25 protein-coding genes and 1 pseudogene are annotated in these 23,367 nt (G+C 43.2%); 7 read left to right on the top strand and 19 right to left on the bottom strand.

Annotated features, from left to right (window positions below; translation table 11 throughout):
• Positions 1-28: 28 nt before the first annotated feature.
• The 10 genes from P4361_RS03445 to P4361_RS03400 form a co-directional block, all read right to left on the bottom strand.
• Complete coding sequence (locus P4361_RS03445; RefSeq protein WP_256226397.1) at positions 29-673, bottom strand: LytTR family DNA-binding domain-containing protein; 645 nt, start codon at positions 671-673, stop codon at positions 29-31.
• Between the two features lie 86 nt (positions 674-759).
• Positions 760-1,041 carry a DUF3219 family protein gene (locus P4361_RS03440; RefSeq protein WP_256226398.1) on the bottom strand — a complete coding sequence of 94 codons (282 nt, stop codon included), beginning with the start codon at positions 1,039-1,041 and terminating at the stop codon, positions 760-762.
• Positions 1,042-1,075: 34 nt separating this feature from the next.
• The gene (locus P4361_RS03435) at positions 1,076-1,798 is read right to left on the bottom strand and encodes a DsbA family oxidoreductase (RefSeq protein ID WP_328088312.1); all 723 of its coding nucleotides are present in this window, start codon (positions 1,796-1,798) and stop codon (positions 1,076-1,078) included.
• A 294-nt stretch (positions 1,799-2,092) separates the two neighbouring features.
• Positions 2,093-2,725, bottom strand: coding sequence for a thioesterase family protein (locus P4361_RS03430; RefSeq protein WP_328088311.1), 633 nt, complete (start codon positions 2,723-2,725; stop codon positions 2,093-2,095).
• Positions 2,707-4,767: a catalase gene (locus tag P4361_RS03425; protein WP_328088310.1), complete on the bottom strand. Its 2,061-nt coding sequence runs from the start codon at positions 4,765-4,767 to the stop codon at positions 2,707-2,709. The genes P4361_RS03430 and P4361_RS03425 overlap by 19 nt, the downstream gene beginning before the upstream one ends.
• A 154-nt stretch (positions 4,768-4,921) precedes the next feature.
• A complete protein-coding gene (locus tag P4361_RS03420; protein WP_091003609.1) occupies positions 4,922-5,398 on the bottom strand; it encodes a (2Fe-2S)-binding protein in 477 nt (158 codons plus the stop codon).
• Positions 5,395-6,234 (bottom strand): FAD binding domain-containing protein, encoded by an 840-nt coding sequence (locus tag P4361_RS03415; RefSeq protein ID WP_328088309.1) that lies wholly within the window; start codon positions 6,232-6,234, stop codon positions 5,395-5,397. Before P4361_RS03415 ends, P4361_RS03420 begins: the two co-directional genes overlap by 4 nt.
• On the bottom strand, positions 6,221-8,557 hold the full coding sequence (locus P4361_RS03410) for a xanthine dehydrogenase family protein molybdopterin-binding subunit (RefSeq protein WP_328088308.1): 2,337 nt from the start codon (positions 8,555-8,557) through the stop codon (positions 6,221-6,223). The genes P4361_RS03415 and P4361_RS03410 overlap by 14 nt, the downstream gene beginning before the upstream one ends.
• Positions 8,533-9,195: a nucleotidyltransferase family protein gene (locus P4361_RS03405; protein ID WP_328088307.1), complete on the bottom strand. Its 663-nt coding sequence runs from the start codon at positions 9,193-9,195 to the stop codon at positions 8,533-8,535. Before P4361_RS03405 ends, P4361_RS03410 begins: the two co-directional genes overlap by 25 nt.
• A complete protein-coding gene (locus P4361_RS03400; RefSeq protein WP_328088306.1) occupies positions 9,192-10,289 on the bottom strand; it encodes an XdhC/CoxI family protein in 1,098 nt (365 codons plus the stop codon). Before P4361_RS03400 ends, P4361_RS03405 begins: the two co-directional genes overlap by 4 nt.
• A 204-nt stretch (positions 10,290-10,493) precedes the next feature.
• Between P4361_RS03400 and P4361_RS03395 the strand changes: the two genes are divergently transcribed.
• Entirely contained in the window at positions 10,494-10,880 is a 387-nt protein-coding gene (locus P4361_RS03395; protein ID WP_328088305.1) for a sporulation protein, read from the top strand.
• A gap of 188 nt (positions 10,881-11,068) precedes the next feature.
• On the opposite strand, the gene P4361_RS03390 is transcribed toward P4361_RS03395, so the two are convergent.
• Positions 11,069-11,491 (bottom strand): Fur family transcriptional regulator, encoded by a 423-nt coding sequence (locus tag P4361_RS03390; protein ID WP_425590219.1) that lies wholly within the window; start codon positions 11,489-11,491, stop codon positions 11,069-11,071.
• Between the two features lie 92 nt (positions 11,492-11,583).
• Positions 11,584-13,041: a catalase KatA gene (katA, locus tag P4361_RS03385; RefSeq protein WP_328088303.1), complete on the bottom strand. Its 1,458-nt coding sequence runs from the start codon at positions 13,039-13,041 to the stop codon at positions 11,584-11,586.
• Between the two features lie 204 nt (positions 13,042-13,245).
• On the opposite strand from katA, the gene P4361_RS03380 reads away from it, so the two are divergent.
• Together P4361_RS03380 and P4361_RS03375 are read left to right on the top strand one after the other, a co-directional pair.
• Complete coding sequence (locus P4361_RS03380) at positions 13,246-13,695, top strand: Hsp20/alpha crystallin family protein (RefSeq protein WP_328088302.1); 450 nt, start codon at positions 13,246-13,248, stop codon at positions 13,693-13,695.
• A gap of 298 nt (positions 13,696-13,993) precedes the next feature.
• Positions 13,994-14,584 (top strand): hypothetical protein, encoded by a 591-nt coding sequence (locus tag P4361_RS03375; RefSeq protein WP_328088301.1) that lies wholly within the window; start codon positions 13,994-13,996, stop codon positions 14,582-14,584.
• Positions 14,585-14,752: 168 nt separating this feature from the next.
• Here the strand turns inward: P4361_RS03375 and P4361_RS03370 are convergent, their stop codons facing one another.
• From P4361_RS03370 to P4361_RS03360, 3 genes and pseudogenes are all read right to left on the bottom strand, one after another.
• Positions 14,753-15,781 carry an LLM class flavin-dependent oxidoreductase gene (locus P4361_RS03370; RefSeq protein WP_328088300.1) on the bottom strand — a complete coding sequence of 343 codons (1,029 nt, stop codon included), beginning with the start codon at positions 15,779-15,781 and terminating at the stop codon, positions 14,753-14,755.
• A gap of 113 nt (positions 15,782-15,894) precedes the next feature.
• Positions 15,895-16,902, bottom strand: coding sequence for an LLM class flavin-dependent oxidoreductase (locus P4361_RS03365; RefSeq protein ID WP_328088299.1), 1,008 nt, complete (start codon positions 16,900-16,902; stop codon positions 15,895-15,897).
• Positions 16,903-17,073: 171 nt separating this feature from the next.
• Positions 17,074-17,214, bottom strand: a pseudogene (locus P4361_RS03360) (carbohydrate ABC transporter permease); the annotation flags it as partial.
• A 290-nt stretch (positions 17,215-17,504) separates the two neighbouring features.
• Between P4361_RS03360 and P4361_RS03355 the strand changes: the two are divergent.
• The 3 genes from P4361_RS03355 (at position 17,505) to P4361_RS03345 (ending at position 19,146) form a co-directional block, all read left to right on the top strand.
• A complete protein-coding gene (locus P4361_RS03355; RefSeq protein WP_328088298.1) occupies positions 17,505-18,347 on the top strand; it encodes an STAS domain-containing protein in 843 nt (280 codons plus the stop codon).
• 166 nt (positions 18,348-18,513) lie between these two features.
• Positions 18,514-18,723 (top strand): hypothetical protein, encoded by a 210-nt coding sequence (locus tag P4361_RS03350; protein ID WP_091003579.1) that lies wholly within the window; start codon positions 18,514-18,516, stop codon positions 18,721-18,723.
• A gap of 102 nt (positions 18,724-18,825) precedes the next feature.
• Positions 18,826-19,146 carry a hypothetical protein gene (locus P4361_RS03345; protein WP_256226419.1) on the top strand — a complete coding sequence of 107 codons (321 nt, stop codon included), beginning with the start codon at positions 18,826-18,828 and terminating at the stop codon, positions 19,144-19,146.
• Between the two features lie 367 nt (positions 19,147-19,513).
• Here P4361_RS03345 and P4361_RS03340 read toward each other — a convergent pair whose 3' ends face one another.
• The gene (locus P4361_RS03340; RefSeq protein WP_328088297.1) at positions 19,514-19,789 is read right to left on the bottom strand and encodes a hypothetical protein; all 276 of its coding nucleotides are present in this window, start codon (positions 19,787-19,789) and stop codon (positions 19,514-19,516) included.
• A gap of 525 nt (positions 19,790-20,314) precedes the next feature.
• On the opposite strand from P4361_RS03340, the gene P4361_RS03335 reads away from it, so the two are divergent.
• Positions 20,315-21,409, top strand: coding sequence for a major royal jelly family protein (locus tag P4361_RS03335; RefSeq protein WP_256226428.1), 1,095 nt, complete (start codon positions 20,315-20,317; stop codon positions 21,407-21,409).
• Positions 21,410-21,694: 285 nt separating this feature from the next.
• On the opposite strand, the gene P4361_RS03330 is transcribed toward P4361_RS03335, so the two are convergent.
• The 3 genes from P4361_RS03330 to P4361_RS03320 are packed head-to-tail and all read right to left on the bottom strand — an operon-like array spanning position 21,695 to position 23,360.
• Positions 21,695-21,994, bottom strand: a complete 300-nt coding sequence (locus tag P4361_RS03330) for a spore coat protein (RefSeq protein WP_328088296.1) — start codon at positions 21,992-21,994, stop codon at positions 21,695-21,697.
• 2 nt (positions 21,995-21,996) lie between these two features.
• On the bottom strand, positions 21,997-22,206 hold the full coding sequence (locus tag P4361_RS03325) for a hypothetical protein (RefSeq protein WP_248254138.1): 210 nt from the start codon (positions 22,204-22,206) through the stop codon (positions 21,997-21,999).
• A gap of 17 nt (positions 22,207-22,223) precedes the next feature.
• Positions 22,224-23,360, bottom strand: a complete 1,137-nt coding sequence (locus tag P4361_RS03320) for a zinc-dependent alcohol dehydrogenase (RefSeq protein ID WP_328088295.1) — start codon at positions 23,358-23,360, stop codon at positions 22,224-22,226.
• Positions 23,361-23,367 lie beyond the last annotated feature (7 nt).

The following is a 23,367-nucleotide window of genomic DNA, read 5'->3' as shown; positions in this document are numbered from 1 at the left end:
TCAGTTCTTGAAACAGAAAAAAATCCGCCTAGAATCCAAGCAGATTTCTGAAATAACTTGCATACGACTGGCTGACCGGAACCTGATCTCCGTTTTTCATTGAAAGTAAAAATGTGGAGTGGGTGTCCGGATAGATCTCCCGGATGTGATGAACATTGACGATGAACGAGCGATGGCATCGGACAAAGTCATCTTTCGGTAAAAGAAAATCAAATTCATTCAGCGTATCCTTATGGCTGCCAGTATGTTTTTCACCAACCACATACGTCTTTCGTTCCTTCGCCTCCAAATAAAGAATATCTGCGAACGGAATCGGAATCCAGCCATCCTCGCTTTTTACGGTAACGACCGCCTTGCCGCTCGTTAATGCCGGAAAGATAGCGGTGACACACCCCTTCAGCTCTCCTTCATCCATCAAGGGGACCGCCATTCCGTAATATGGGGTGCCGAAAATATCACGGTTAATAAACTGCGATACTTTTTGTTTGGAAACCAGCGCTTTATGTGTAATGGTGCCTTCTTTAATTCCATCACCCGGCTTGATCTTCAGGTTGATCCTTTTGCTTGGCTGGTAGTAAATATAATGGTCTGTATCTGTTACTGCAATAGAAGCTTCATGTGAAAACAGGTCACTGATTACGTCAAGAAGTGCAGATGTTTTAAAAGGTTCCATGGCTCACACCTTTTCTTAGTTTAGCTTAGCTTCTTCTTATTCTATCATGAAAAAAGAGAACGGATTTCCGCTCTCTCTCTTCACCCTTATTCTTTTTCCGTAAGCTCAAGAGCAAAATCACCAACAGCGTTCTCTTTGTACAAATCAGTGATAGACGTAGAATACTGGCTGATTTCAGCTCGGAATCGGAGGTCTTTTTCAGGGACTTTTACTTCAAAATCGTTTTTGTAAAGAAGCGTCGTAATGTCGTGATACTCACTATGCTCTACTTTAAACTTGAAACGGATCTTTTTCAGTTGGCTGGCTGTAGTCGTAAGATGCAAATCTGTTACATCAAATTTCCTATCATTGAGAATGACGGTATTCAATATGATAAACAACTCCTAAAATGGATGACTGCCCTTAAATGCTGCAGGAGCCGTCTGAGCATTGATCATCCTTATTTTCTTTCTTCTCACTGCTGCTAATCACTTGGATCGGGCTGTTTTGCTGTTCTTCTTCCTGCACCTTTTCGAGGACTTCGGTAAAGACAGCTTCCGGCTGTGCGCCTGATATACCATACTTTTGATTGAAAACGAAGAAAGGAACACCGGTTATCTTAAGTTGTGATGCTTCCGCCTCGTCTGCACGGACATCGTCTGCGAATTTCCCTTCTCTTAATACAGCAAGTGTTTCTTCCTGATCAAGACCGGCTTCTGCCGCAAGCTTCGCCAGTGTTTCATGCTCACTGATATCAAGGGCTTCGGTAAAATAACCTTTAAGGATACGTTCTGTCACTTCTTTCAGCAGTCCCTTTTGTTTGGCAAAATGAGAAACCCTGTGGGCATCAAAGGTGTTCGTCGGTTTCATATTTTCAAAATCATAGGTCAAGCCAACTTCTGCCGCTCTCTGTGTCATCTGATCATTCATTCCTTTTGCTTGCTCATAAGACATGCCGTACTTTTCAGCCAAAACAGTATGCATGTTTTTATTTGTTTCATTTTTGAAAGAAGGATCGAGTTCAAAACTCCTATAAATGACTTCTACGTTTTCACGGTCTTCAAAGTCGTTCAGCGCGTTCTCAAAACGTCGTTTTCCGATATAACAAAATGGACAAACATAATCTGACCATATTTCAACTTTCATAGTTTTACCCCCTATTTACGTACAACTATTCCCTATTGTATCCATAATCAGCGAATCATGCAGAAATCCTGCTCAAAAAAGTTATTGAGACGGGAAGATTCCTCCGTCCGGGATGGTTACTTGCGAGTTGACAGGACATACTTGCGAAACCGGGCCATTTACTTGCAGTTCGACAAAGATTACTTGCGAAAAACGGCCCGTTACTTGCAGTTCGACAAGCTTTACTTGCCAAACACATCATTTTCATAAAAAAGAGAAGCCAAAGCGCACTGCCTTGGCTTCTTTTTCCTCTTCTTACTCAACATTCTCACTATACCTATGTTTTTCGAGTTCAGACCTGATGTCTTCCGGAATCACTTCCGATTTACCCTTTTTAACATCATGATTTACGTAGACGGCCGTCCCTTTTGCACAAAGCCTGTTGTCCTGGCGAATTTCTTCATACAGCTCGAGGCTGGTATTTCCGATCCGTTTTACCCACGTATACACCTCGGCATCTTTTCCGAAATAGATCTGGTCGACATAATCAACATTCATGTTCAGTATGATCATTTTCCAGTTTTCGAATGAGCTGTCCGGTGTGAACAGTTTAAACAGTTTGTTCCTGCCCGCCTCTAACCAGATGGGTATCGTCGTATTGTTGATATGTCCAACCCCGTCTGTTTCTGAAACGCGCGGTTCGATGATCGTTTTAAACATATTTTTCTGCCCTTTCGATTGGTTTGGTAGATGGAATAGCAGGTTCCCCTGTAGCAGCCGGAAAAATAATCCAAAGCCAGCTTCCTCCACACTTACGAGAATCGGCGTATCTTTTTCAATCTTTTCTACTTCGCTCTGTACTTCTTTAATCCTTTTAAAATAAATAAAAACGAAGCAGCCGAAAGCGGCTGCTTCATTTTTTATATCCTTTATACTTGTCGTGCCCAATGGCGATGCTGCGCCACAGCTTGAATAAAGGACTCGCTGTTCCTGCTTTCCAGGATTACCACTCCAGCGGCCCTGGAGTCAACACCCGCTGCTGCCAGCAGTTCCGTTCCTTCTCCGGCTGTACCGATCGCTTTGAAATGTGCAAATGCCTCATTCACAAATGTCGTTGCTTCTTTTACTGCTTTTAAGCTGTTCACACTGTCTTTTCCGCCGGCCACATAAACGGCGTCATAGAGTACCGAATCGCTCGTAAGCAAAGTTTGATCGACTTCCAGCTCCTGTCCGTCGCTGCTCGAGATTGGATTAAGTGTTTCACTGACAATTTCAGATGTGATTCCAGCCTTCTTCAACGCATCCTTCAACCCGCTGACTTCTTCAAAGTTAAACCCGTCTTCTGCCAGAATGGCGACTTTTCTTGTTGCCGGAGCTTTGATGGTGTTTTCTTGGCTTAATGCCGGTGATGACGCGGTTTCTTGAGAAGGTTGAGCACTGTTCGAGACTTTTACACCCACTCCTGCTGCAATCTGTTCAGCAAGGTCGGCATCAATATTGCTGAACAGATTTACAACCTGCTGCTGAACACTTTTGCTTTTCACCTTTCCGACTTCAAAACGGAACGCTTTAATAATATGCTGCTTCTCGACTTCTGACATGCTGTTCCAGAAGAGCTTCGCCTGGCTGAAATGGTCCTTGAAGCTGTCGCTGCGCTGCTGAACCTTCCGCCCTTCCACTTTCTCCTGATAATGAGCATAGCCGCCCTCTTCCTCAGTGGCTGGCGCTGGATCGTTATTTTCCAAAGAGTTTTTATGATAAGCAACAGGCCCTTGATTAATCGTCATGCGATGCATACCGTCTCGCTGGTTATTGTGGAACGGGCACACCGGCCGGTTAATCGGCAGCTCATGGAAATTCGGACCGCCAAGACGGGAAAGCTGCGTATCTGTATAGGAGAATAAGCGCCCTTGAAGGAGCGGATCATTCGAAAAGTCAATGCCGGGTACGACATGTCCAGGGTGGAAGGCTACCTGTTCTGTTTCAGAGAAGTAATTATCAGGATTGCGATTAAGTGTCATCTTCCCGATAATTTTCACAGGAACAAGCTCTTCTGGCCAGATTTTCGTGGGATCCAGCACATCAAAATTAAATTTAAACTCATCTTCCTCCTCGATCATTTGAACACCAAGCTCCCATTCCGGGTAGTCTCCTTTTTCAATGGCTTCATAAAGATCTTGGCGGTGGAAGTCAGGATTTTTACCGGCAAGACGCTGTGCCTCGTCCCAAACGAGGGAATGCACACCGAGCTTCGGCTTCCAGTGGAACTTAACGAAGCGAGCCTGTCCCTGTTCGTTCACAAAGCGGAACGTGTGCACACCAAAACCTTCCATCATACGGTAGCTGCGGGGAATGGCACGGTCGGACATCGCCCACATTACCGTATGAGCTGATTCCGTATTGTTGGCAACAAAATCCCAGAACGTATCATGAGCAGTGGATGCCTGAGGGATCTCATTATGCTGCTCCGGTTTAAATGCATGAACAAGATCCGGAAATTTAATCGCATCTTGAATAAAAAAGACAGGGATATTGTTTCCTACGAGGTCATAGTTCCCTTCTTCCGTATAAAACTTGGTAGCAAATCCCCGCACATCACGTACAGTATCCCCGGAACCGCGTGATCCGGCAACTGTGGAGAAACGGACAAATACTGGTGTTTTCACAGATGGATCCTGAAGAAATCCAGCCTTCGTAAACTCTTTCATGGATTCATAGACTTCAAATTCACCGTGCGCCGCATACCCTCTTGCATGCACAATCCGCTCAGGGATTCTTTCATGGTCAAAGTGAGTCATCTTTTCACGGAAATGAAAGTCTTCCATTAATGTCGGTCCCCGCACTCCAGCTTTTAGTGAGTGTTCATCCTCAGAAATGCGAAGCCCCTGATTGGTGGTCAGCTTCTTCCCTTTATTGTTCACTCTGAATGCTTGAAGCTGCTTGTCCTTCTTATTTTCCCCGCTGTTGTTTTTCGGATCATTCGTACTCAAAGTTCAATTCCTCCTTAGGGCCGTATTCAGACTATAAATTATGTATATCCATTAGAACGTTTCCCTTCCTTTCCAAAATTAAACTAGTTTATTAGATTGCAGGTTGCATTTAATAAAACAAAAAAATCAGCCGTACAAGGGCTGACTATAATTTTTATCTATTCATTTGATTTTTTTTCACGATGGATTTCACCGCTCCTTCAATTTCCTCATACCCTGTGCAGCGGCATATGTTGGAATTCAGCCACTCAGCGATTGTATCGTCTTTGGCATCTGGAACTTTTTCCAGCATCGCATGGCAGTTCATAATAAATCCCGGAGTGCAGTATCCGCATTGAAAAGCAAAATGCTCAATAAAGGCCTGCTGGATGGGTGTTCCTTTTAAGCCTTCGATCGTTGTAATCTTCTTGCTCAGACTTTCCACTGCGAGCATCAGGCAGGATTTCATCGCGAGCCCATCGACGTTTACCGTGCAGGCGCCACAGTCTCCGTTCAGACATCCTGGCTTTGCTCCGGTTAATCCCATCTTCTCTCTTAACACGAACAGCAAAGTGTCCGTTGGCTTGATGACTACCGCTCTTTCTTCATCATTGACATGTAAGACTGCTGACAGACTCCGTGCTGCATTCATCGGTTATCCCCCTCGAGCTCTTCTAAGATGTCAAAGAGCGTATTTTTCAGCACAAAGAGCCGATATTGCGATGACCCCTCTATATCATCCAGAACCGGTGTGGGCAGGTGCTTGAGAGATGCAAGAATCCGATCCTGTAAAGAAGCACCGTTGGCATTAAGCGCCTTTTCCATCTCTCGAGATCGAAATGGAAAAGGACAGACTCCGCTGAAAGCAACTCTGATTCCCTCTTCCGCTTTGATCGCGGCAATCGTTACCAGTGGGTAGCCGGTGTCCCACTGCTGACGCTTTTTCACACAATGATATGGAAGGTCTAAATAATGTTTATCGGTCTGAAGCTGTACGAGAAACTCTCCTCTTTTCAGACTTAGCGTCTTGTTAAAAACATTCATCAAAGCCACTGTCCTGTTGCCATCCATGCCGGCAGCCACTATTTTACTGTCCGTTAATAGATACGGAAGAACTGCTTCACGGTAAAAGATCTGTCCGCAGATGTTTCCCCCGATCGTAATTTTATTTCTCGCCGTGTGGTCAGCCACACCGCTTGCCGCTTTGCTTAGAAGCGGAAATCCATTATGCTCCTCTATGGCAGTCAGGCTGAGCGCGGCACCAGTGACAAAAGAATCGCCATGGCTTTCCATTACATTGCATTCCGGAATTCCTTTGATGTCAATGACCGCGTTCGTATACACAAGATTCAATCGTCCGAGCGTGATGATTTCCGTTCCGCCTGAGTAATAGAGCGGATATTTCCTTTCCTCGTCCAAAGTGTGAAAGAGCTGCACCGCTTCCTCGATACTTGTCGGATGATAATAATCAAACTCAAAGGAAAGCATGGCTGGCCCCTTCCTTTTCCTTGGTTCTCCAGATCAGCTCAGGGATAAGCGGAAGTTCGTTTAACTTTACACCGGCAGCGATGGAAAGAGCATTTCCAAGAGCTGCAGGCATTCCTAGGATTCCGTGTTCGCCTGCTCCTCTTGCACCATACGCGGCATCGATCTGGGGAGTTACGACAAAATCCACAACGTATTCAGGATGTTCACCATAACGGAGCGGCCGGTACGTTCGGAGCTGAGAATTCAGCACTCTCCCAAACTCATCGAATCTAAAGGTTTCACGGCCGCCAAATGCGAGCCCCATGCTCATCGCTCCCATCACCTGGCCCCTTGCGGCCTTCTCATTCAAAACCGTTCCGATGTCAATAACAGAAACCGCCCGTACGATCCGGTACGTCAATTGCCGTTTATCAAACTCAACCTCAACGGCCTGAGCTCCTACAGACCATTCCGGCCCCGGCTTGCCTGCGCCTGTTTCTTTATTCATATAAGTAAGGTGACGCAGATTGTAATGTCCCCTTCCGATAATCTGGCCGCCGATCGCATTGCCATTAGAGAACTTGTACCCGTAGGCAATATCCTTCACATCGATTCCAATGCTTGGATCGTCCCGTAAAAACACCTTTCCAAACGCTACCATCAGATCTGATGCTTTAGCTCGCAATACACAGGATGCGATGTTTTTCAGCTGGCAAATCACATCGTCTGCCGCTTCAAGGACCGCTCTTCCCGCCAAGAAAGTTCCCCGGCTTGCAACGGTTTTCCAGTGTTCGGGAGTACTTTGAGTATTCACTTTCATCTGAACATGTATCTGGCTTATTTCCATCTGCAGCCGCTCTGCCAGAATTTGTGCAAGCACCGTTTTTGTCCCTGTGCCAATCTCAATGACGCCTGAGATTAAATTGATGCTGCCGTCAGGATTGAAGGTTAAAATAACCCCTGAACCAGCATCCGATTCGATCGTGGAAGTCTTCCAGATGCAGCTCACGCCTTTTACAAGTACTTTGTTGTTCCCTATTTCTTTGGCCACTCCTTCATCCCAATGGATGATTTCTTTCAAACGGCGGATGCAAGCTGGGAGATTCCCTACATTGCTCTTGTTCAGCGGCACTTGTGTCGGTGTTGTATCACCGGGTTTGATCGCATTTTTGTAACGCAGCAAAAGCCGGTCCATCCCGATTTTTTCAGCTAAAGAATCCATTGTCCGCTCGATGGCAAACAAAAGCTCGGAATGGCTGAATCCCCTGAAGGGCGCCGCATATGGGTGGTTCGTATACATGCAGAGCGAATCACACCAGACGTTATCAATATCATAAGGACCAGTGCAATCTGCTGCAGCCGCCTTGCTGAGATCCGCTGCTTTATCCGAATAGGCTCCCCCATCAAACAAAAACTGGAGCTCGGCAGCTTTGATCTTTCCTTCCTTTGTACACCCCAATTTTACCGTGGCATCCAGTCCGATGTGCACCGGTGAAGTCAGTAGATCCTCCTCACGGCTATTAAGCAGTTTAACCTTTCTTCCTCCCACCGCTCTAGATGCTAAATAGGCGAGCAGTTCAAGCTGGATGGACGCCTTCCCGCCATATCCTCCACCGACCAGAGGTGTTTCCACGATCACTTTTCCAATGTCCACATCAAAGTATTCATGAATCAGCCGTTTGATCATAAAAGGAGCCTGGGAAGAAGAGGTAATGATCACATCCCCGTTCGAACGAATCTCACACGATGAACATCTCGTTTCCATGGCGGCATGATCGGAAGGCGAAAATGAAAAGTGCTCTTCCACTGTTACTTCACTTTCTTTCCAACCTTTCTCCATATTTCCTTTCCTGATTTTTGTCTGGTTAGCGATGTTGGTGCCAGGCACCGGGTATACCCGCTCTTCTTTTTTATAGCGGCCCAGATGCTCGTGTACGAGAGGGGCATCCTTTTTTAAAGCTTCTGTTGGATTATGGACAACGGGCAACGGTTCATATTCTATTTCAATCAGATCAGCTGCCTTTTTAGCCTGATGGGGTGTATCAGCTACAACAAGAGCAACAGCCTCACCATGATACCTTACTCTTTCAGTCGCCAATGGCGGACGGTCACGGATTTCTTCGCCCGTGAGAGGGAAATGGTCTCCGGCAAGGATGGCACGGACACCGGATACTTGTAACGCCTTTTCTTTTTTAATGCTCTTTATACGGGCATGTGCATAAGGGCTGACAAGGAGTTTGACATGAAGGGTACCAGGGGATGAGTCATCTGCTGTGTATTTTGCTGTGCCCGATACTTTATCCCAGGCTTCTTTTCGGATTACACTTTTTCCAATGTACTCCACTTCCATCCTCCCCTTTTCATCAGCTTTTTGATCTCAATGTAATCTTCTTCTGTATCAACATCTGCAAAAAGAGAAAGGTCATTATAGTGAATGATTTTACCGTTTAAATACTTTTTATTTCTATATATATGACGTGCACCATGATCTCCTGTTATTCCTTTCACCTGTGCTGCCAGGTGTTTTGAAAAAATCACCGGTGGCCTCAAGCAATTCTTATGGCACGCAGCCACAAACGCTATAGGAGACTCTTTTTTAAAGCAAAGGATCAGTTCATTAATCATTTCTTTTGTAATCAAAGGCTGGTCAGCAAGAAGCACGATTATTCCGTTCGGTAAAAGCTCTTCTGCTTTTTTCACCCCTGCAACAAGAGAAGCAGACTGTCCCTGCACTGAATTTTTGCAGGTCACCTGACTCCATTTTTGGCGATAAGGACGTTTAAAGAATGAAGAGTCCATCCAGTCGAGGAGATCATTCTCTCTCGTCACCACAATGATATGGTCGATCAACGATTGAAGAGCCGCCCGAAATGCCCAGTTTCCAAGACATTCATGACCTAATCGAAGCCACAACTTTTGGAAACCCATCCTCTGGCTGCTGCCGGCCGCAAGAAAAATAGCCACAATCTTTCCCTCTCTCATAAAAAGCTTCCCGCCGGATGCTTTTTTTCCAGCCGATAAACTGCTATCATCTCTGCGAGAATACTGACTGCAATTTCATGGGGACCTGATGAACCGATCGAAAGTCCAATAGGTGAAGAGATGAATGCTGGTATTTCCTTCGTTTCCAAAAGCTTCTCTGTCCGGTTTCGTGGCCCAAGCACGCCAACATAGCGAAGTTTTTGTTTGAGAAGCTGAGACAGAAATTGTTTGTCTTGTTGAAAGTTATGGGACATGATTACTGCAAAATCTTGAGAGTCAAAAGCAAGCTTATCAAAAAGGTCTGGCGGATAACCAACGATTAAGTGATCCGCAAAGGGAAATTCAGCGCGGTTGCAAAATGCTGGACGCCAGTCACAAATGGTTACCAACCACCCAGTCTCGGTTGCCAATTTAGCCACCGATTTAGCATCTTCACCTGCTCCGAATATGACTAGCCTTGGCATGGGTTCAAACAAATAAAAAAAGATCATCTCCACGTCATTCGTTGAAATAAGGCCATTTTTGAAAATGGTTTTCTTATCCGATTTTTCAAAGTGATTTTTAATGTTTAGCCGAGTTTCATCAATAAACAACTCCTTACGATGCAGAACTGGCCTCCCTTCTTCCAAGGACCGTTTTACATCAAGAAGCTGGTGACGAAGCTCTTCATCTACCCTCTCTACTAAAACATGGAGCACCCCGCTGCAGCCGGTTCCCGTTCCCCACAAAAGGTCTTCATCGCTTCTTTGGTTATAGACGGCATATTGAGGCTGGCCATCCAACAGGACCTGGCGGCTGCGTTCCTCCAGATCGCTCTCTACACATCCTGCACTGATCATACCTGTTTTACCATCCTGATGAAAAAGCAGCATCGCGCCTTCCTTTAAGTAAGAGGAACCTTCCACATGAAGGAGTGTTGCGATCACACACCCTTCCTTCAATTTTTTCAGCCTGTAAGCAATCTCGTAAAAATACATCTCTGCGTTCACCCCCTGTTTGGCAACCTGCAAAAACACCTTCTTAGTGAACGGAAATGACCTCATCAGCATGATTATATTCGTGAAGAGCACGACCTTAGAATAGGGGATTTTCATTCTAATAAACTTCTATTGACACCTAAGTACCATGCGTTTACAATGAGAATCGAATCATTGAGATGTAAAAAAATCAGGTCATAAAATAGATAGAAAAACTAGACTCCAAAGGAGAGCAGCATACAGTTTTGTTGTTTGCGAGACCTTTACCGAAGGGCATCGGAAAAGGTTTTTAACTTGATATTGTTACTGGAGGTACATTACGTGTTAAAAAAATGCATGAGCTTATTTAAGCTCGGACAGGCTACGATCGATCTTAAACTCGATTCCTATGAATTAAAGCCTGGAGAAAATGTTAACGGCTTTTTCCTTCTTAAAGGAAGATGGATGAAGCAAATCATCAAACGGCTCGAATGTGATCTGATTGTTCAGAACCAAGAGGATAAAACAGAGCGGATGATTGAGTCTGCCACTACCATCTATATGTCTAAAGAGCTTACTCCTGATGGAAGCATTGAAATCCCGATGTCCTATCAATTGCCCGATGATCTTATTTCTTCCTCTCCTACTGTTACGTACCGTCTCCAAACGCGGCTCATCTGCGATAAATCCCGCTGTGTAGATCATGATGAGATTACAATCTGCGGATAAACAATAAAAATCCAGCCGTATTCATTCGGCTGGATTTATTTTGTGGTTATTTTCAGATGATGTTTCGTAATGATTCTCATTCCGCATTTGCATCGCATGCTGTGTTTCAAGAATTTAATTTCACTCTGGCACTTGGGGCATTCGATATGTTCGGCAACAGCCATGTTCACGAGCCTCACTTTTTCTTTTTATTTATTTCTGCACTCTTTGCATAAACCGTAGAATTCCAATGTGTGATGATGAACGTCATAATCTGTTAATCGGGAAGCTGCATACTCCACTTCAATCAGCCTTGGATAGTTAAAATCAACGATCTTTTGGCAATACTCACAGATGACATGGTAATGTTTTGCATCAACAACTTCATACTTGCTGCTCCCATTTCCAAATGATAACTCTTGGATGATCCCCAAGTTAACAAATGATTTCAGGTTATTATAAACCGTAGCCAGTGTAATGAACGGCGGAAGCTGCCGATGAATCTCCTCTGCCGTCAAATGCCCCCCGGATGAAATGATGGTTTGTAAAATCAAGACTCTTTGAGGGGTAATTCGCAAGCCGCTTTCTTTTAACTTTAATTTGGTCACTTGCTCCGCATCCACGGTCAACATCCTCTTTTCATTCGTTTAGAAACAAGTACCCGCTGTTTGTGCGGGTACTTGTTAATTGAGAATTCACTATACTAATTGAGAAAAAAGTCGAATCATAGCGCTTCTTGCGGAACCGGTAAACCAAGTCCGTCCGCAATCCTTTTTCCATAATCAGGATCTGCTTTATAAAAATGCTGGATCTGGCGAAGTTTAATTTCTTCTTTCTCTACAGGCTTCATAGCTTCCACAATAGTATTTACAAGACGGGAACGCTCTTCCTCACTTAACAGACGGTACAAGTCTCCAGCTTGCGTATAATGGTCGTTATGATCATACCCTACGCTTTCAGCAACTCCGTAAACGGGATAAGCGGCCTGTTTATTTTCAGGTGTTTCTTTAGGGCCGCCGAAGCTGTTCGGTTCATAATAAACAGAACCTCCACCGTTGCTGTCAAAACGCATCTGCCCATCACGCTGATAGTTGTTCACTTCTTTTTTCGGACGGTTGATCGGAAGTGCCTGATGATTTGCTCCTACGCGATAACGATGCGCATCTGAGTAGGCGAACAGGCGGCCTTGAAGCATCTTATCAGGCGAAACGTCGATACCGGGTACCAGTGTTCCTGGTGAGAAGGTTGCTTGTTCCACTTCTGCAAAATAGTTTTCGGGATTTTTATCCAGCACCATTCTTCCCACCTCAATCAACGGATAATCCTTTTGTGACCATACTTTGGTGACATCAAACGGATCGAAGCGATACGTATTCGCATCTTCCAAAGGCATGATTTGAACATACAATTTCCATGCCGGGAAATCACCTTTTTCAATCGCGTTAAACAGATCTTCCGTATGGTAATCAGGGTTCTCACCCGCAATTTTTGCAGCAACATCCGGAGCAAGATTCGCTACACCCTGCTCTGTTTTAAAGTGATATTTAATCCAGACACCGTCACCATCAGCGTTAACCCATTTAAACGTATGGCTGCCGAATCCATGCATGTGACGTAAAGTGGCCGGGATGCCGCGGTCGGACATCAGAATTGAAACCTGATGCAGTGATTCAGGGGAAAGTGACCAGAAATCCCATACTGCGGTCGGGTTTTTCAGATGCGTTTTCGGATCTCTTTTTTGTGTATGTATGAAATCAGGAAACTTAATGGCGTCTCTTATAAAAAAGACCGGTGTATTGTTCCCGACGAGATCATAGTTACCTTCTTCAGTATAGAATTTAACGGCAAAACCGCGAGGATCACGGACGGTATCTGCAGAACCATTTTCGCCGGCTACAGTGGAGAAACGAACAAACAGCGGCGTGCGTTTTCCGACTTCAGATAAAAAGCCGGCCTTCGTATACTTTGAAACGTCGTTCGTTACTTCAAAATATCCGTGGGCTCCGGCACCTTTCGCATGAACAACGCGTTCAGGAACTCTTTCTCTGTTGAAATGTGCCAGCTTCTCCAATAAATGAACATCCTGGATCAATGTTGGTCCGCGTGAACCAGCAGTGATTGAATTTTGATTATCTCCTACCGGTGCTCCCCAGCTGGTCGTCAAATGATTCTTATTCGTCAATGTTATCACCTCATAAGTTATTTAGAATGATTATAATTTAATGATAACACTTATCACTATGAAATCAACACTTTTTTATAATTATTATTAATAAATAACAAAAATTATTTATAGCCTGTCAAAATTGAAAAGCTTTAATGTTTTTCTCCTTTCACTCATAGACTGATTACAGCATACCGATTTCAGCAGATGGAGGATTAATGTATGAGTAAAAAAGTGAATTTCGACTGGGCATCCATACAGGAAAAAGTAGATGGTGTTCTCGGAAATGATTTTTGGCAGGACTTAAACCATGTAGTGCCAAAACGGACGGCTTGTACCGATTTTTATGAAAACGAAACGGAAGGATACCTTGTCGTTGAACTGCCGGGTCTGCGGTCTCAAGAAGACCTGAACATTGTACTTGAAGCGAATAAGCTTGTATTGGAAGGAAACATCCCGTATACGTATCCGGTTGAAAAAGAAGCACTGAAGATGAATGAAAGATTGTCCGGACCTTTCAAAAAAGTCATTCATATTCCCTTTCAATATTCACCTGACGAAGTGAAAGCAGAATACAGACATGGCCTGCTCGAAATCAGACTTGTAAAGATGAAAAAAACGAAACCCATTACGATTTCGTTTACGGAAGAAAATCATAAGGATCCGTCGTAATATGAATCTCCCTGAAAGCATCACTCTAGAAAAGCTTATTCCTATTCTATAATTTTGTGCATTTAAAAAAAGGTGTTTACGAACATATGTTCTTATGTTAGTCTATAAAAGAAGGCGCGGATGGTAGCCGCACCTCCCCCGAATAACTCTCTTTGGCCAGCTTGTTAACCTTGCTGGCCGCTTTTTTGCTTAATTATTCAAAATTTCAACATATAAACATTCCATTTCCCCGGACAAACCCACACTCTTTCCTTTTTCTTTCATAGAAATAATTATCAGAGTATGTGGAGGTATATGTGTGCCCATTGATCTATACATCCAGGGAATAAAAAGAGGGGTAATTTTACGAACAAATCTCCCTCACTATTTGCAATTTTTCAAGCAGTTGGGCTGTACTACTATAACCTGGAATCAAAAACAACAAAGACTTGATATTACTCTTCCTTCTATCGATTCACCGATAAGGATTCAAACACTTTTTCAAAATAATGAAACACCAAGCAGTTTCCATCAAAAAACAATACAGCTTTTTAAGGAACAATTAATCTCGTATGGAGTAACTTGTCCTGTAGAAGGAAGCCAAAAGGATTCAGAAGTTCTCATCCTTAACATCTCCTTTCAAGAAAGCAATAAGTTCGATCGTACAAATCTTACACTTTACAACTATGGACAAACCGGCCATAGCCTGTCTAAAAAATGGGCGAGCTCCTTATGCTCACCAACCTTCCAAGTTAAAGCAAAAAAGCGATGGAGTTTCTTATCCTATCCCATATTGGAAATCCATTGTATCTTTCCAGAGAACTGCGATCCTGACTGCCTCAAGAGGCAAATTGATATACTCGCTCTTACCCTGGCCGTCATTCACCTTGATTTTTATAACTCAAATTAATAATTAAAAGGGGCTGTCCAGAAAGTCGAAAATTGACCTTCAGACAGCCCTTTTTTGGCTTGAAAAATCTTCAATGAAAAGTTAATTGAAGTGGAAGATGCGAGNNAGCAGCCTGGAACGGAAATCAACAGCTTACAGACTTCTTGGACAGCCCCTTTGCTGATTTATCTATCTTTTGAAAACTTCTGAGACAATTTCATAGGAACGCAATCTTTCTTGATGATCAAAAATCTGAGCGTTGACAATCATTTCATCCGCTTGAGTTTCATCAAGGAAAGCCTGAAGTTTTGTTTTAACTGTTTCCGGTGTGCCGATGATGGTTGTTCGAAGTGACTGTTCGACAGAAGCTTTCTCATAATTGGACCAGATTCCTTCCATCGTTTCAACAGGTGGCTTAAGTTTGGAAGGAATGCCTCTGACAAGATTTAAAAACTGCTGCTGCATGGAAGTTGCCAAATAAGCGGCCTTCTCTTCTGTTTCAGCAGCAATCACGTTAACTCCCACCATGGCATACGGCTTGTCCAATACCTGTGATGGTTTAAAGTTTCTGCGGTACACATCAAGAGCAGGCAAAGTATTGTCTGGAGAAAAATGGCTCGCGAATGAAAAAGGCAAACCGAGCTCAGCAGCCAGCCGCGCACTGAATCCGCTTGAACCAAGCAGCCAAATCGGAATGTCCAGCCCCTCACCTGGAATGGCCCTCACCGGATTGCCTGATCCGTCTGGTTTTAAATACGCACGGAGTTCATCCACTTGTTCTGGAAAGTCTTCCCCGTTGCTCATATTTTCGCGCCTAAGAGCTTTAGCTGTCACCTGGTCTGTGCCAGGAGCTCTACCTAATCCAAGGTCTATTCTGCCTGGGAACAATGACTCGAGAGTTCCGAACTGCTCAGCGATGACCAAAGGAGCATGGTTAGGCAGCATAATCCCCCCGGACCCTACTCGGATTTTCTCCGTTCCTCTTGCTACATGGCCAATAACAACGGCGGTTGCAGAGCTGGCAATGCCAGGCATACTATGGTGTTCAGCCAGCCAGAAGCGGTTATAGCCCCACTCTTCGGCGTGCTGTGCTAAATCAAGGGTGTTTTGAAGCGATTCTGTAGCGTTTCCTCCTATTACGATCGGAGATAGATCCAATACAGAAAACGGGATATCTTGGAGCTGCTTTTTAGCAGATGATTGATTTTGCTGGGACATTGTAATTGTCCTCCTTTCTAACGTCTTGCTATAAAAAATGATTTTAGAAAATGATTTATTTAAACCTTGCTTTTTATTGTAACAATTAAAATTAAAGTATCTAAATTTTTTGCTCAAGTTGAGCAAGCTATGCATTCATTGGCAATCAGTTCATAGGAACGAACACGATCCTTTATATCATGTGTAATCGTAACAATCATCATTTCGTCGGCTTGATAGTGTTCTCTCAGCTCCTCAAGACGCCGCTTAACATCAGAGGGGCTTCCGATAATGGACCGTTTTTTCATCGAGTTCAGCATCTCTTTTTCCTCTGGAGTCAATGAATAATGCTTCGCTTCTCCAAGGGATGGGACTCCTTTTCTTCCCTCTCCTTTTGCCAGCTGGATCTTCCAAATTTGATTAGGCAGTGCTAAATCTTCAGCTTCTTCTTTTGTCTCCGCACAAAGAACGGATACGGCTGCAATCGTGTTTGGTACCGGGGACCAATTATTCGCTCTAAACTCAGATTTGTACTGATCAATAATATCGGTAACATCCTGTTCGCTCATAAATTGGCCGAAAGCATAAGACAACCCGTGTTTGGCAGCAAGAATGGCACTCTTTTTGCTCGTTCCGAGAATCCAAGGCTCTGGAAGGATGTCAGGAACTGGTGATGGAGTGATCTTAGAAAACATGTCATCTGAAGGAAAATCATTTTTGAAAAAATGCAGCAACGTGTCTACTGACTCAGGCATCTTTCGGACTTGTTCCAAATAGTTATCCGAGAGTGCCATCGTGGCTTCTGCCGATCCGCCGGGTGCTCTTCCGATGCCTACATCTATTCTCCCAGGAAATAAAGCAGCGAGGAGATTATACGTTTCTGCCACTTTATACGGCTTGTAATGAGGCAAAAGAACCGCTCCGGATCCTAAGCGGATCGTTTCGGTCTGCCCGCCAATATACCCGAGCATCACTTCCGGAGCCGGACAGGTCAGTCCAGGAAAATCGTGATGCTCGGCAATCCAGTATCGCGTGTAGCCTAGTTTCTCTCCTGCCTGCGCCAGGCTCAGCGAGTCATGAAGAGCCTGCTGAGCGGTTTTTCCGCTTGAGGCGGGAGATTGATCAAGAATGCTTAATTTCAATTACGGTTCCTTCTTTCTGCAAAGAACGTTCTTTGCTTATCCTTGCCCCTATTTTATCCAATTCATGTGATTCATCAAAATAAAATGATCTGACAAAAGAAAAGCATGCGCCATGAGTCAGGCATGCTTTTTCGCAGAATGTATGGTTGTTGTTTTGTTTTTCGAAAAAATCTACTTATCCCCAGTAAATTTAATGCCTTTGACAAAATAGCGGTTGAAGAAGGCGTAAAGAACCAAAATAGGCAGGGTAAAGACCATGATATAGTTCCAGAAGCTGAAGAACTGCCCCATTGCCGAATGTATTGTCAACGGGAATATTGCCCTTGTCATCCGTTAATAAAAATAAGTCGTTTTCTTTAATCACCCGATAGTCCATATTGGCGTTTTTTAATCATACACACAAACTAAAATTGAAGGTTATTGTGACAATAACATTAAGGCCATCCAAATCAGGTGGCCTGTTTATTTTTTTTTTTATAAAAAGGTTTGATTACAAAGGAGAAGGGGAATATTTTTATAGTTAATATAAAAACTCTTCAAAAATAAAGGGAATTTAAAATAGGAAAAGAGATAGTTTTTTAACACTGGAAGGAGAACAGCAAATGGACAGAGTACAGCAAAGAGAAATTATTGAGTTTATCATCAGTCGGAGAGAAGAGTTTCAAAATAAGCTGTTATCCGAGGCTGTAGAAGTCGCGCCTAAAATAAATGATATTTTACAATCAGGGAATATTGATCTTTTGAAAAACGCTGAGAAGCTGGTAACGTATGTGGTGGAAAGGAAAGAGAACGAACTCATTTCCTTTGCCAAGCAAGAAGGGGTAGCCTGGGCAGAGCATTCTTTAACTCTTACTCTTAAGCTGGAGTGGGTACATGCGATTAGAAGGACTCTCTGGCACTACCTGTTAAAATACGATCAACTGAATACCCCTGTAGTCAGTATTTCAGACTACAGAGCAATGATTTATGAGATGGAGATGCAGATCAATGACGGCATCGATAAATTTCTTAATAGTTTTTTCATTAGGTATTCATCTTATAAAGATGAATTAATCAGCTCTCAGCGAAAAATAGTTGAGCATTTATCTGCGCCTATTATACCGATCAGTCATCATGTAGCCGTCCTTCCTTTAATCGGTTTAATTGATGTGTACCGTATGGATACCATTGAGGAAAAAATATTGATGGATATTTCAAATTTAAAAATCCGAACGTTAATCATGGATCTATCAGGCATTACAGATATGGATATTGAGGTAATACACCAGTTTCAAAGAGTGATGAGCGGGGTTTCCTTGATGGGATGTGAAGCGGTCATTACCGGTCTGCGTCCAGAACTTGTCAGGAAAATGATTCATTTGGATATTTCGTTTAATGAGTATGCATCAACTAAAGGTACGCTTCAGCAAACATTAGCCGATTATTTAAATGCAAATCTGATTTAATACAGGAACGATCAACAAATTCAGTTTTTACTTTCTTTTTTGAGGGAAAGGAATACTCCTCAAAACTTATTGAACTAATAATTGGGTTTAAGAAAAAGCGATTTTTTCTTAGGTTGAATTTTGATAATCAACAAAGGCGGAGCATCCAAATTGGGTGCTCTTTTGTATGGATTACAGTACTTTGTTGAATAGATTAAAAAATGCCAGTCAAAACGGTGAAACATTTACAATTTTTATAAATACAATTAGTGATCAAGAAGATGATCAAGTAATGAGGACAGCGAAGAATCTCCAAAGTGAATTGTTTATACGTTTAAGAGTTTGTGAAAAACAAAAAGATGGCGTGTTGCTCTCAGGAATGATTGAGCAGCTATAAATTTTTTAGGCAACCTTTAGAGGGTGTTTTTTTGTTGCTGCCTATAGAGAAGACTTTGAGGCCATACCAGGCACTTAATGATCGGGGGGTAGTCGAATCAATTTGTATCCATTAATAAAAATCTCGAATTTTTGGTGTTTATGCCAAATCATTCCGGGTAAACACTATAAAAACAATAGAGCGGGGATTGATATGATAAGAAAACCAGAGGAATATAGACATGAACTCATTGCAGGTAATAAGAAGATTTTTTCAGGAACTGGTGAACAACTTTTGTTATTGCTTTCTAATAATAAACCCATTATATCAATCGGTGACACAATTAAACTGCACGGAAATAAATTTTTTGTAAGGCGAGGTAAGTTTATAAATAAAAAAAATCAAAAAAATCTTATTAGGTATTATTTAGAAAAAGCCTTATAAAAATTGTTTCCTTTTGCCGAAATATGAAAGTATCGTGGGATATTGTTTGAAGGAGAGGTACAAATTGCTTCGGGCAAAAATGAAATGATTGTGCCGCTCATTCCGTCTGAGCGATATGGTCCAGCTCCCAACTCCGGAGATGGAACTGACGAAATGGTAGTTTCCTGCGGGATCGATCCGGGCAGTCGCACCCTCACCAGTATAGGCATTGTAGAAGAGCACGCTACCGCTAGAGGTGCCGGTGATGTGCGTCCAGCGTCCAAATCCAGAGATGGAACCGACATAACGGTAGTTTCCACCGGGGTCAAGTGTATTATACCAAACGTTTATTAATAAGTATTTTACGAAAAGTTAATAAAACTCACCATTAATATAAACCGACTGCTGTCAGACGCTTTTCAGGCGGAAACATCTCTGCCGCATAAACGAAAGAGATCAGAGCAAAAGCTGCTGCAATCAATCTTTCAAGCGCCCGGAGCATCACTAATCCTGAAAATTGATCAATAAAAGCCGCCTGATTGGCCGTTATATGAAAAGTGCCTGTAAATACTGTGGTCAGCGGGATGGTTACATACATGCTCGAAACAATGACCAACCCACTCCACAGTAAAATAAGAGTCATGATTGAATATTTCTTTTCCACTAAAAATCTCCTTTACTTTCCACTGAACGCTGGCAAAATACCGGCAATGACATGGTCCACCAGCTCGGAAATAAAGAGCTCATCCGGTGTTTGTTTATAAATGAGGATACGATCGATAAGCATATCGAGCAGAATATCGATGTTTACTTCGGCTTCAATCCCGTGGCTGAATAATGGCCTCGTTCAGTCTCTCCCTGTCAATTAACGTTTGTATGTAAACAAGCGAAAAAGATGCACCGTTGTTTGTTTGCCTCTGTACGATTTTCAGCATCATCCATTTTCGCTGTTACATTATTTAATAATTCAAGCGTCACAGCTTCATGGCGTAATCCTGTTCTTCTCTTCATTTTTATTTTTTTGATTGGCTGCTGTTCTTTTCTTTTTACGGAACATCAATACAAATGTTCAGGTGAATATATTTTAACCAAAGAAAAAAGCAAGTGCTCCGCCCATGTGCTTTGCCATGCACAAGAAAAACTGCCGGTCATATATAGGTATATCGGTTCAAATCGGATGAGGGAGATGATGAAATTTATGCTGCCTATGGAAAAATATTTCGGTAAGTTTGAACTCGTTCATTCATTTTATGGGGCTATGCCTACAGGAGTTACCGTGTCAGAAACCGGGCGTATTTTCGTTTGCTTTCCGAAATGGGGAGATGACGTGAAATTTACGGTGGCGGAAATTGCCGGGGATCAATTGCAGCCTTATCCAAATTTAGAAACAAATTTGGCCAACCCGGCAAACGTTGCGATGTCATTTATCAGTGTCCAAAGTGTAGTGGCTGATGGAAGGGGAACACTTTGGGTATTGGATACAGCAGCACCCAATTTTTCTGAACCAATTAAAGGGGGAGCAAAACTGGTCGCTGTTGATTTAAAAACAAATACAATCAGAAATGTGTATACCTTTACAGAAGAAGTAATCCTGCCAACCACATATTTGAATGATGTTCGCTTTGATTTTCGCGTAGGAAAAGCCGGTTATGCCTATATTACAGATTCATCCTCCAAAGGTCCAGGAGCGATCATTGTTGTGGATTTAGAAACTGGAAAGGCATTCAGACGGTTAAGTGGAACCCCTCCTACATCACCCGATTCCTATTTCTTGCCAAAAGTAGAAGGTAAAATACTGATGAACCGCAATAAAGATGGCTCTATTTCTCCCTTTCGACTGGCGTCTGATGGTATTGCGATTTCTGCGGATGGAAAGACATTATTTTTTTGTCCATTAACAAGCCGTCATCTGTTCTCCATTTCAACAGAAGCCCTGAGAGACAGAACGATACCGGAGAAGGATTTACTTTCCCGCGTAGAGTATTGGGGAGAAAAAGGGGCTTCTGACGGAATGATCACCGGGGCAAAAGGAAACGTCTATGCAGGGGATTATGAAAACAACAGCATACGAAAGATCATGCCGAACGGAAACATGGAAACCATTGCACATGACCCGAGGATTTTATGGCCGGACACGTTTTCGATTGGCCCGGATCAATACTTATATATCATTGTAAACCAATTACACCGGCAGTCCAGGTTTCATTATGGAAGGGACCTGCGAGAAAAGCCGTATAGTTTGCTTCGCATGAACATAGATGAATTGCCTGCTCCTGCATTCTGACAATAAATAAGGGGCTGTCCTGAATTGACCTTCAGGCATCCCCTTTTTGGGTAAAAAATCTTCAATGAATGAAAAGTTGATTGTAGTGGAAGGTGCGAGATCTTCGAAAATGAAAATCACATTTTCTTCGTGCGATGCACCGCTGCCGCAGCGTTCCTTGTCCCGCGGGACTAGCGTGACAGGTGAGACTACCACCGCACGCCCCGCGCTCGCGCCGATAAAAGCGAGCGGCCTGGAACGAAAATCAACGGCTTCCAGACTTCTTGGACAGCCCGTTTACATGATCTATAGTGTTGGCAAATCCAAAGCGGTCTTCATATTCGTCAAGTTCAATTGGATTTGCTCGTTCGTATCCCAAGCGTGATACCATCCTTTTTCCACGATATAACCGGAAACTTGTTCATGCATCTCAATGGCTTCCTCCAAATGCCGAGTTAACATTTCTTTGATTTCAGGTGTTCCGGCTTCCGTAACAGCCATGGCGTAATTTCTAACTCCACTTTTTGCCGCAATCAATAAATCCATCGCAACAATCTGGTCGGAAAGTGCATCCATTCCTGTTACGTTTTCAATGATTGAATTCAATTTTACTCAGCTCCTAACGATTGCTTTGCATTAGATAAAACAGAAGTATATTCGTTTAACTGTCTGGTGGAAAGATCAATGTCTTGCTGCATAATTTCTTTTAGCCTTGGGTCACTAACCAGTGCTCTCATTGTTTTAGACTTGGTTAAACAATTTGTTTTAAAAGCGGCCATTTCTTGAACCTCAAGTACTTCGTGTAAGGCATAGTTCATTTTTCAATCCTCCTTCCTCAAGGCTTCAAGACGACTTTTATACAATCATCCGTTTTGGTGTCAAAAATCTCATAGCCACGCTTCGCTTCACTGAGCGGAAGGACATGGCTGACCACATCTCCCGGATCAATTTTTCCTGTAGAAACCAGTTCAAACATATAAGGCATATAGTGAATGACTGGAGCTTGTCCGGAGCGGATATTGACATTGCGGTTCATAATATCTCCAAATGGGAAACCGTTATATTTTCCTGCATAAACGCCGGTCACCTGGATATTGCCGCCTTTTCGGACGGCCTGGGTCGCCATGATAAATGCACCAAATGCACCACTCTGGAGTTTTAATCCGCTGGCAAGAAACTCCATATCGGTCATTTTTCCGTCCATACCAACAGCATCAATGACTACATCGGCACCGCCCTTGGTGATTTCCTTCAGGTATTCTCCACAATTTTTATGATCTTCAAAGTTCACAATTTCAACTTTGTTTGTCCGTTTCGCATGCTGCAAGCGATAATTCACATAATCGACTGCAATCACCCGCTTCGCCCCTTTTAGCCAGCAAAACTTTTGTGCAAAAAGTCCCACGGGACCACATCCCAAAACGATAACGGTGTCCCCGTCCTTTACGCCCGCATTATCAACACTCCAAAAACCAGTGGTCATCGCATCCCCAATAACCGTTAACTTTTCATCAGGTTCCTCGCAGGTCTCCGGGATTTTAAAATGAGTAAAGTTGGCAAAAGGGACTCTCAAATATTCCGCTTGCCCGCCTGGATAACCGCCAGTTGTTCCGGAATAACCGAAATAGGCTCCCATATCTCCATTATCATTTGAGTTGTCGCATTGACTTTCCAAATGGTCTTTACAGTAACGGCATTCACCGCATGCGATGTTAAATGGAATGATCACGCGGTCTCCCTTTTTTAGTTTAGTCACTTCAGGACCAACCTCTTCAACGATTCCCATCGGTTCATGTCCAATGACATAGTTCTCTTGCAGGTTAGGGATCATGCCATGAATTAAATGCAAATCAGAACCACATATCGCTGTACTGGTCACTTTAATAATCATGTCATCTGGTTTTTCAATCTTAGGGTCAGGCACTTCTTTCACAACAACATTTTTTATCCCTTGGTACGTTACCGCCTTCATACTATAT

This window comes from Fictibacillus sp. B-59209 (assembly GCF_036216745.1).
GTDB lineage: Bacteria > Bacillota > Bacilli > Bacillales > Fictibacillaceae > Fictibacillus_C > Fictibacillus_C marinisediminis.
The sequence above is the reverse complement of the archived record's forward strand: the minus strand, read 5'-3'. Positions and strand labels throughout refer to the sequence as shown.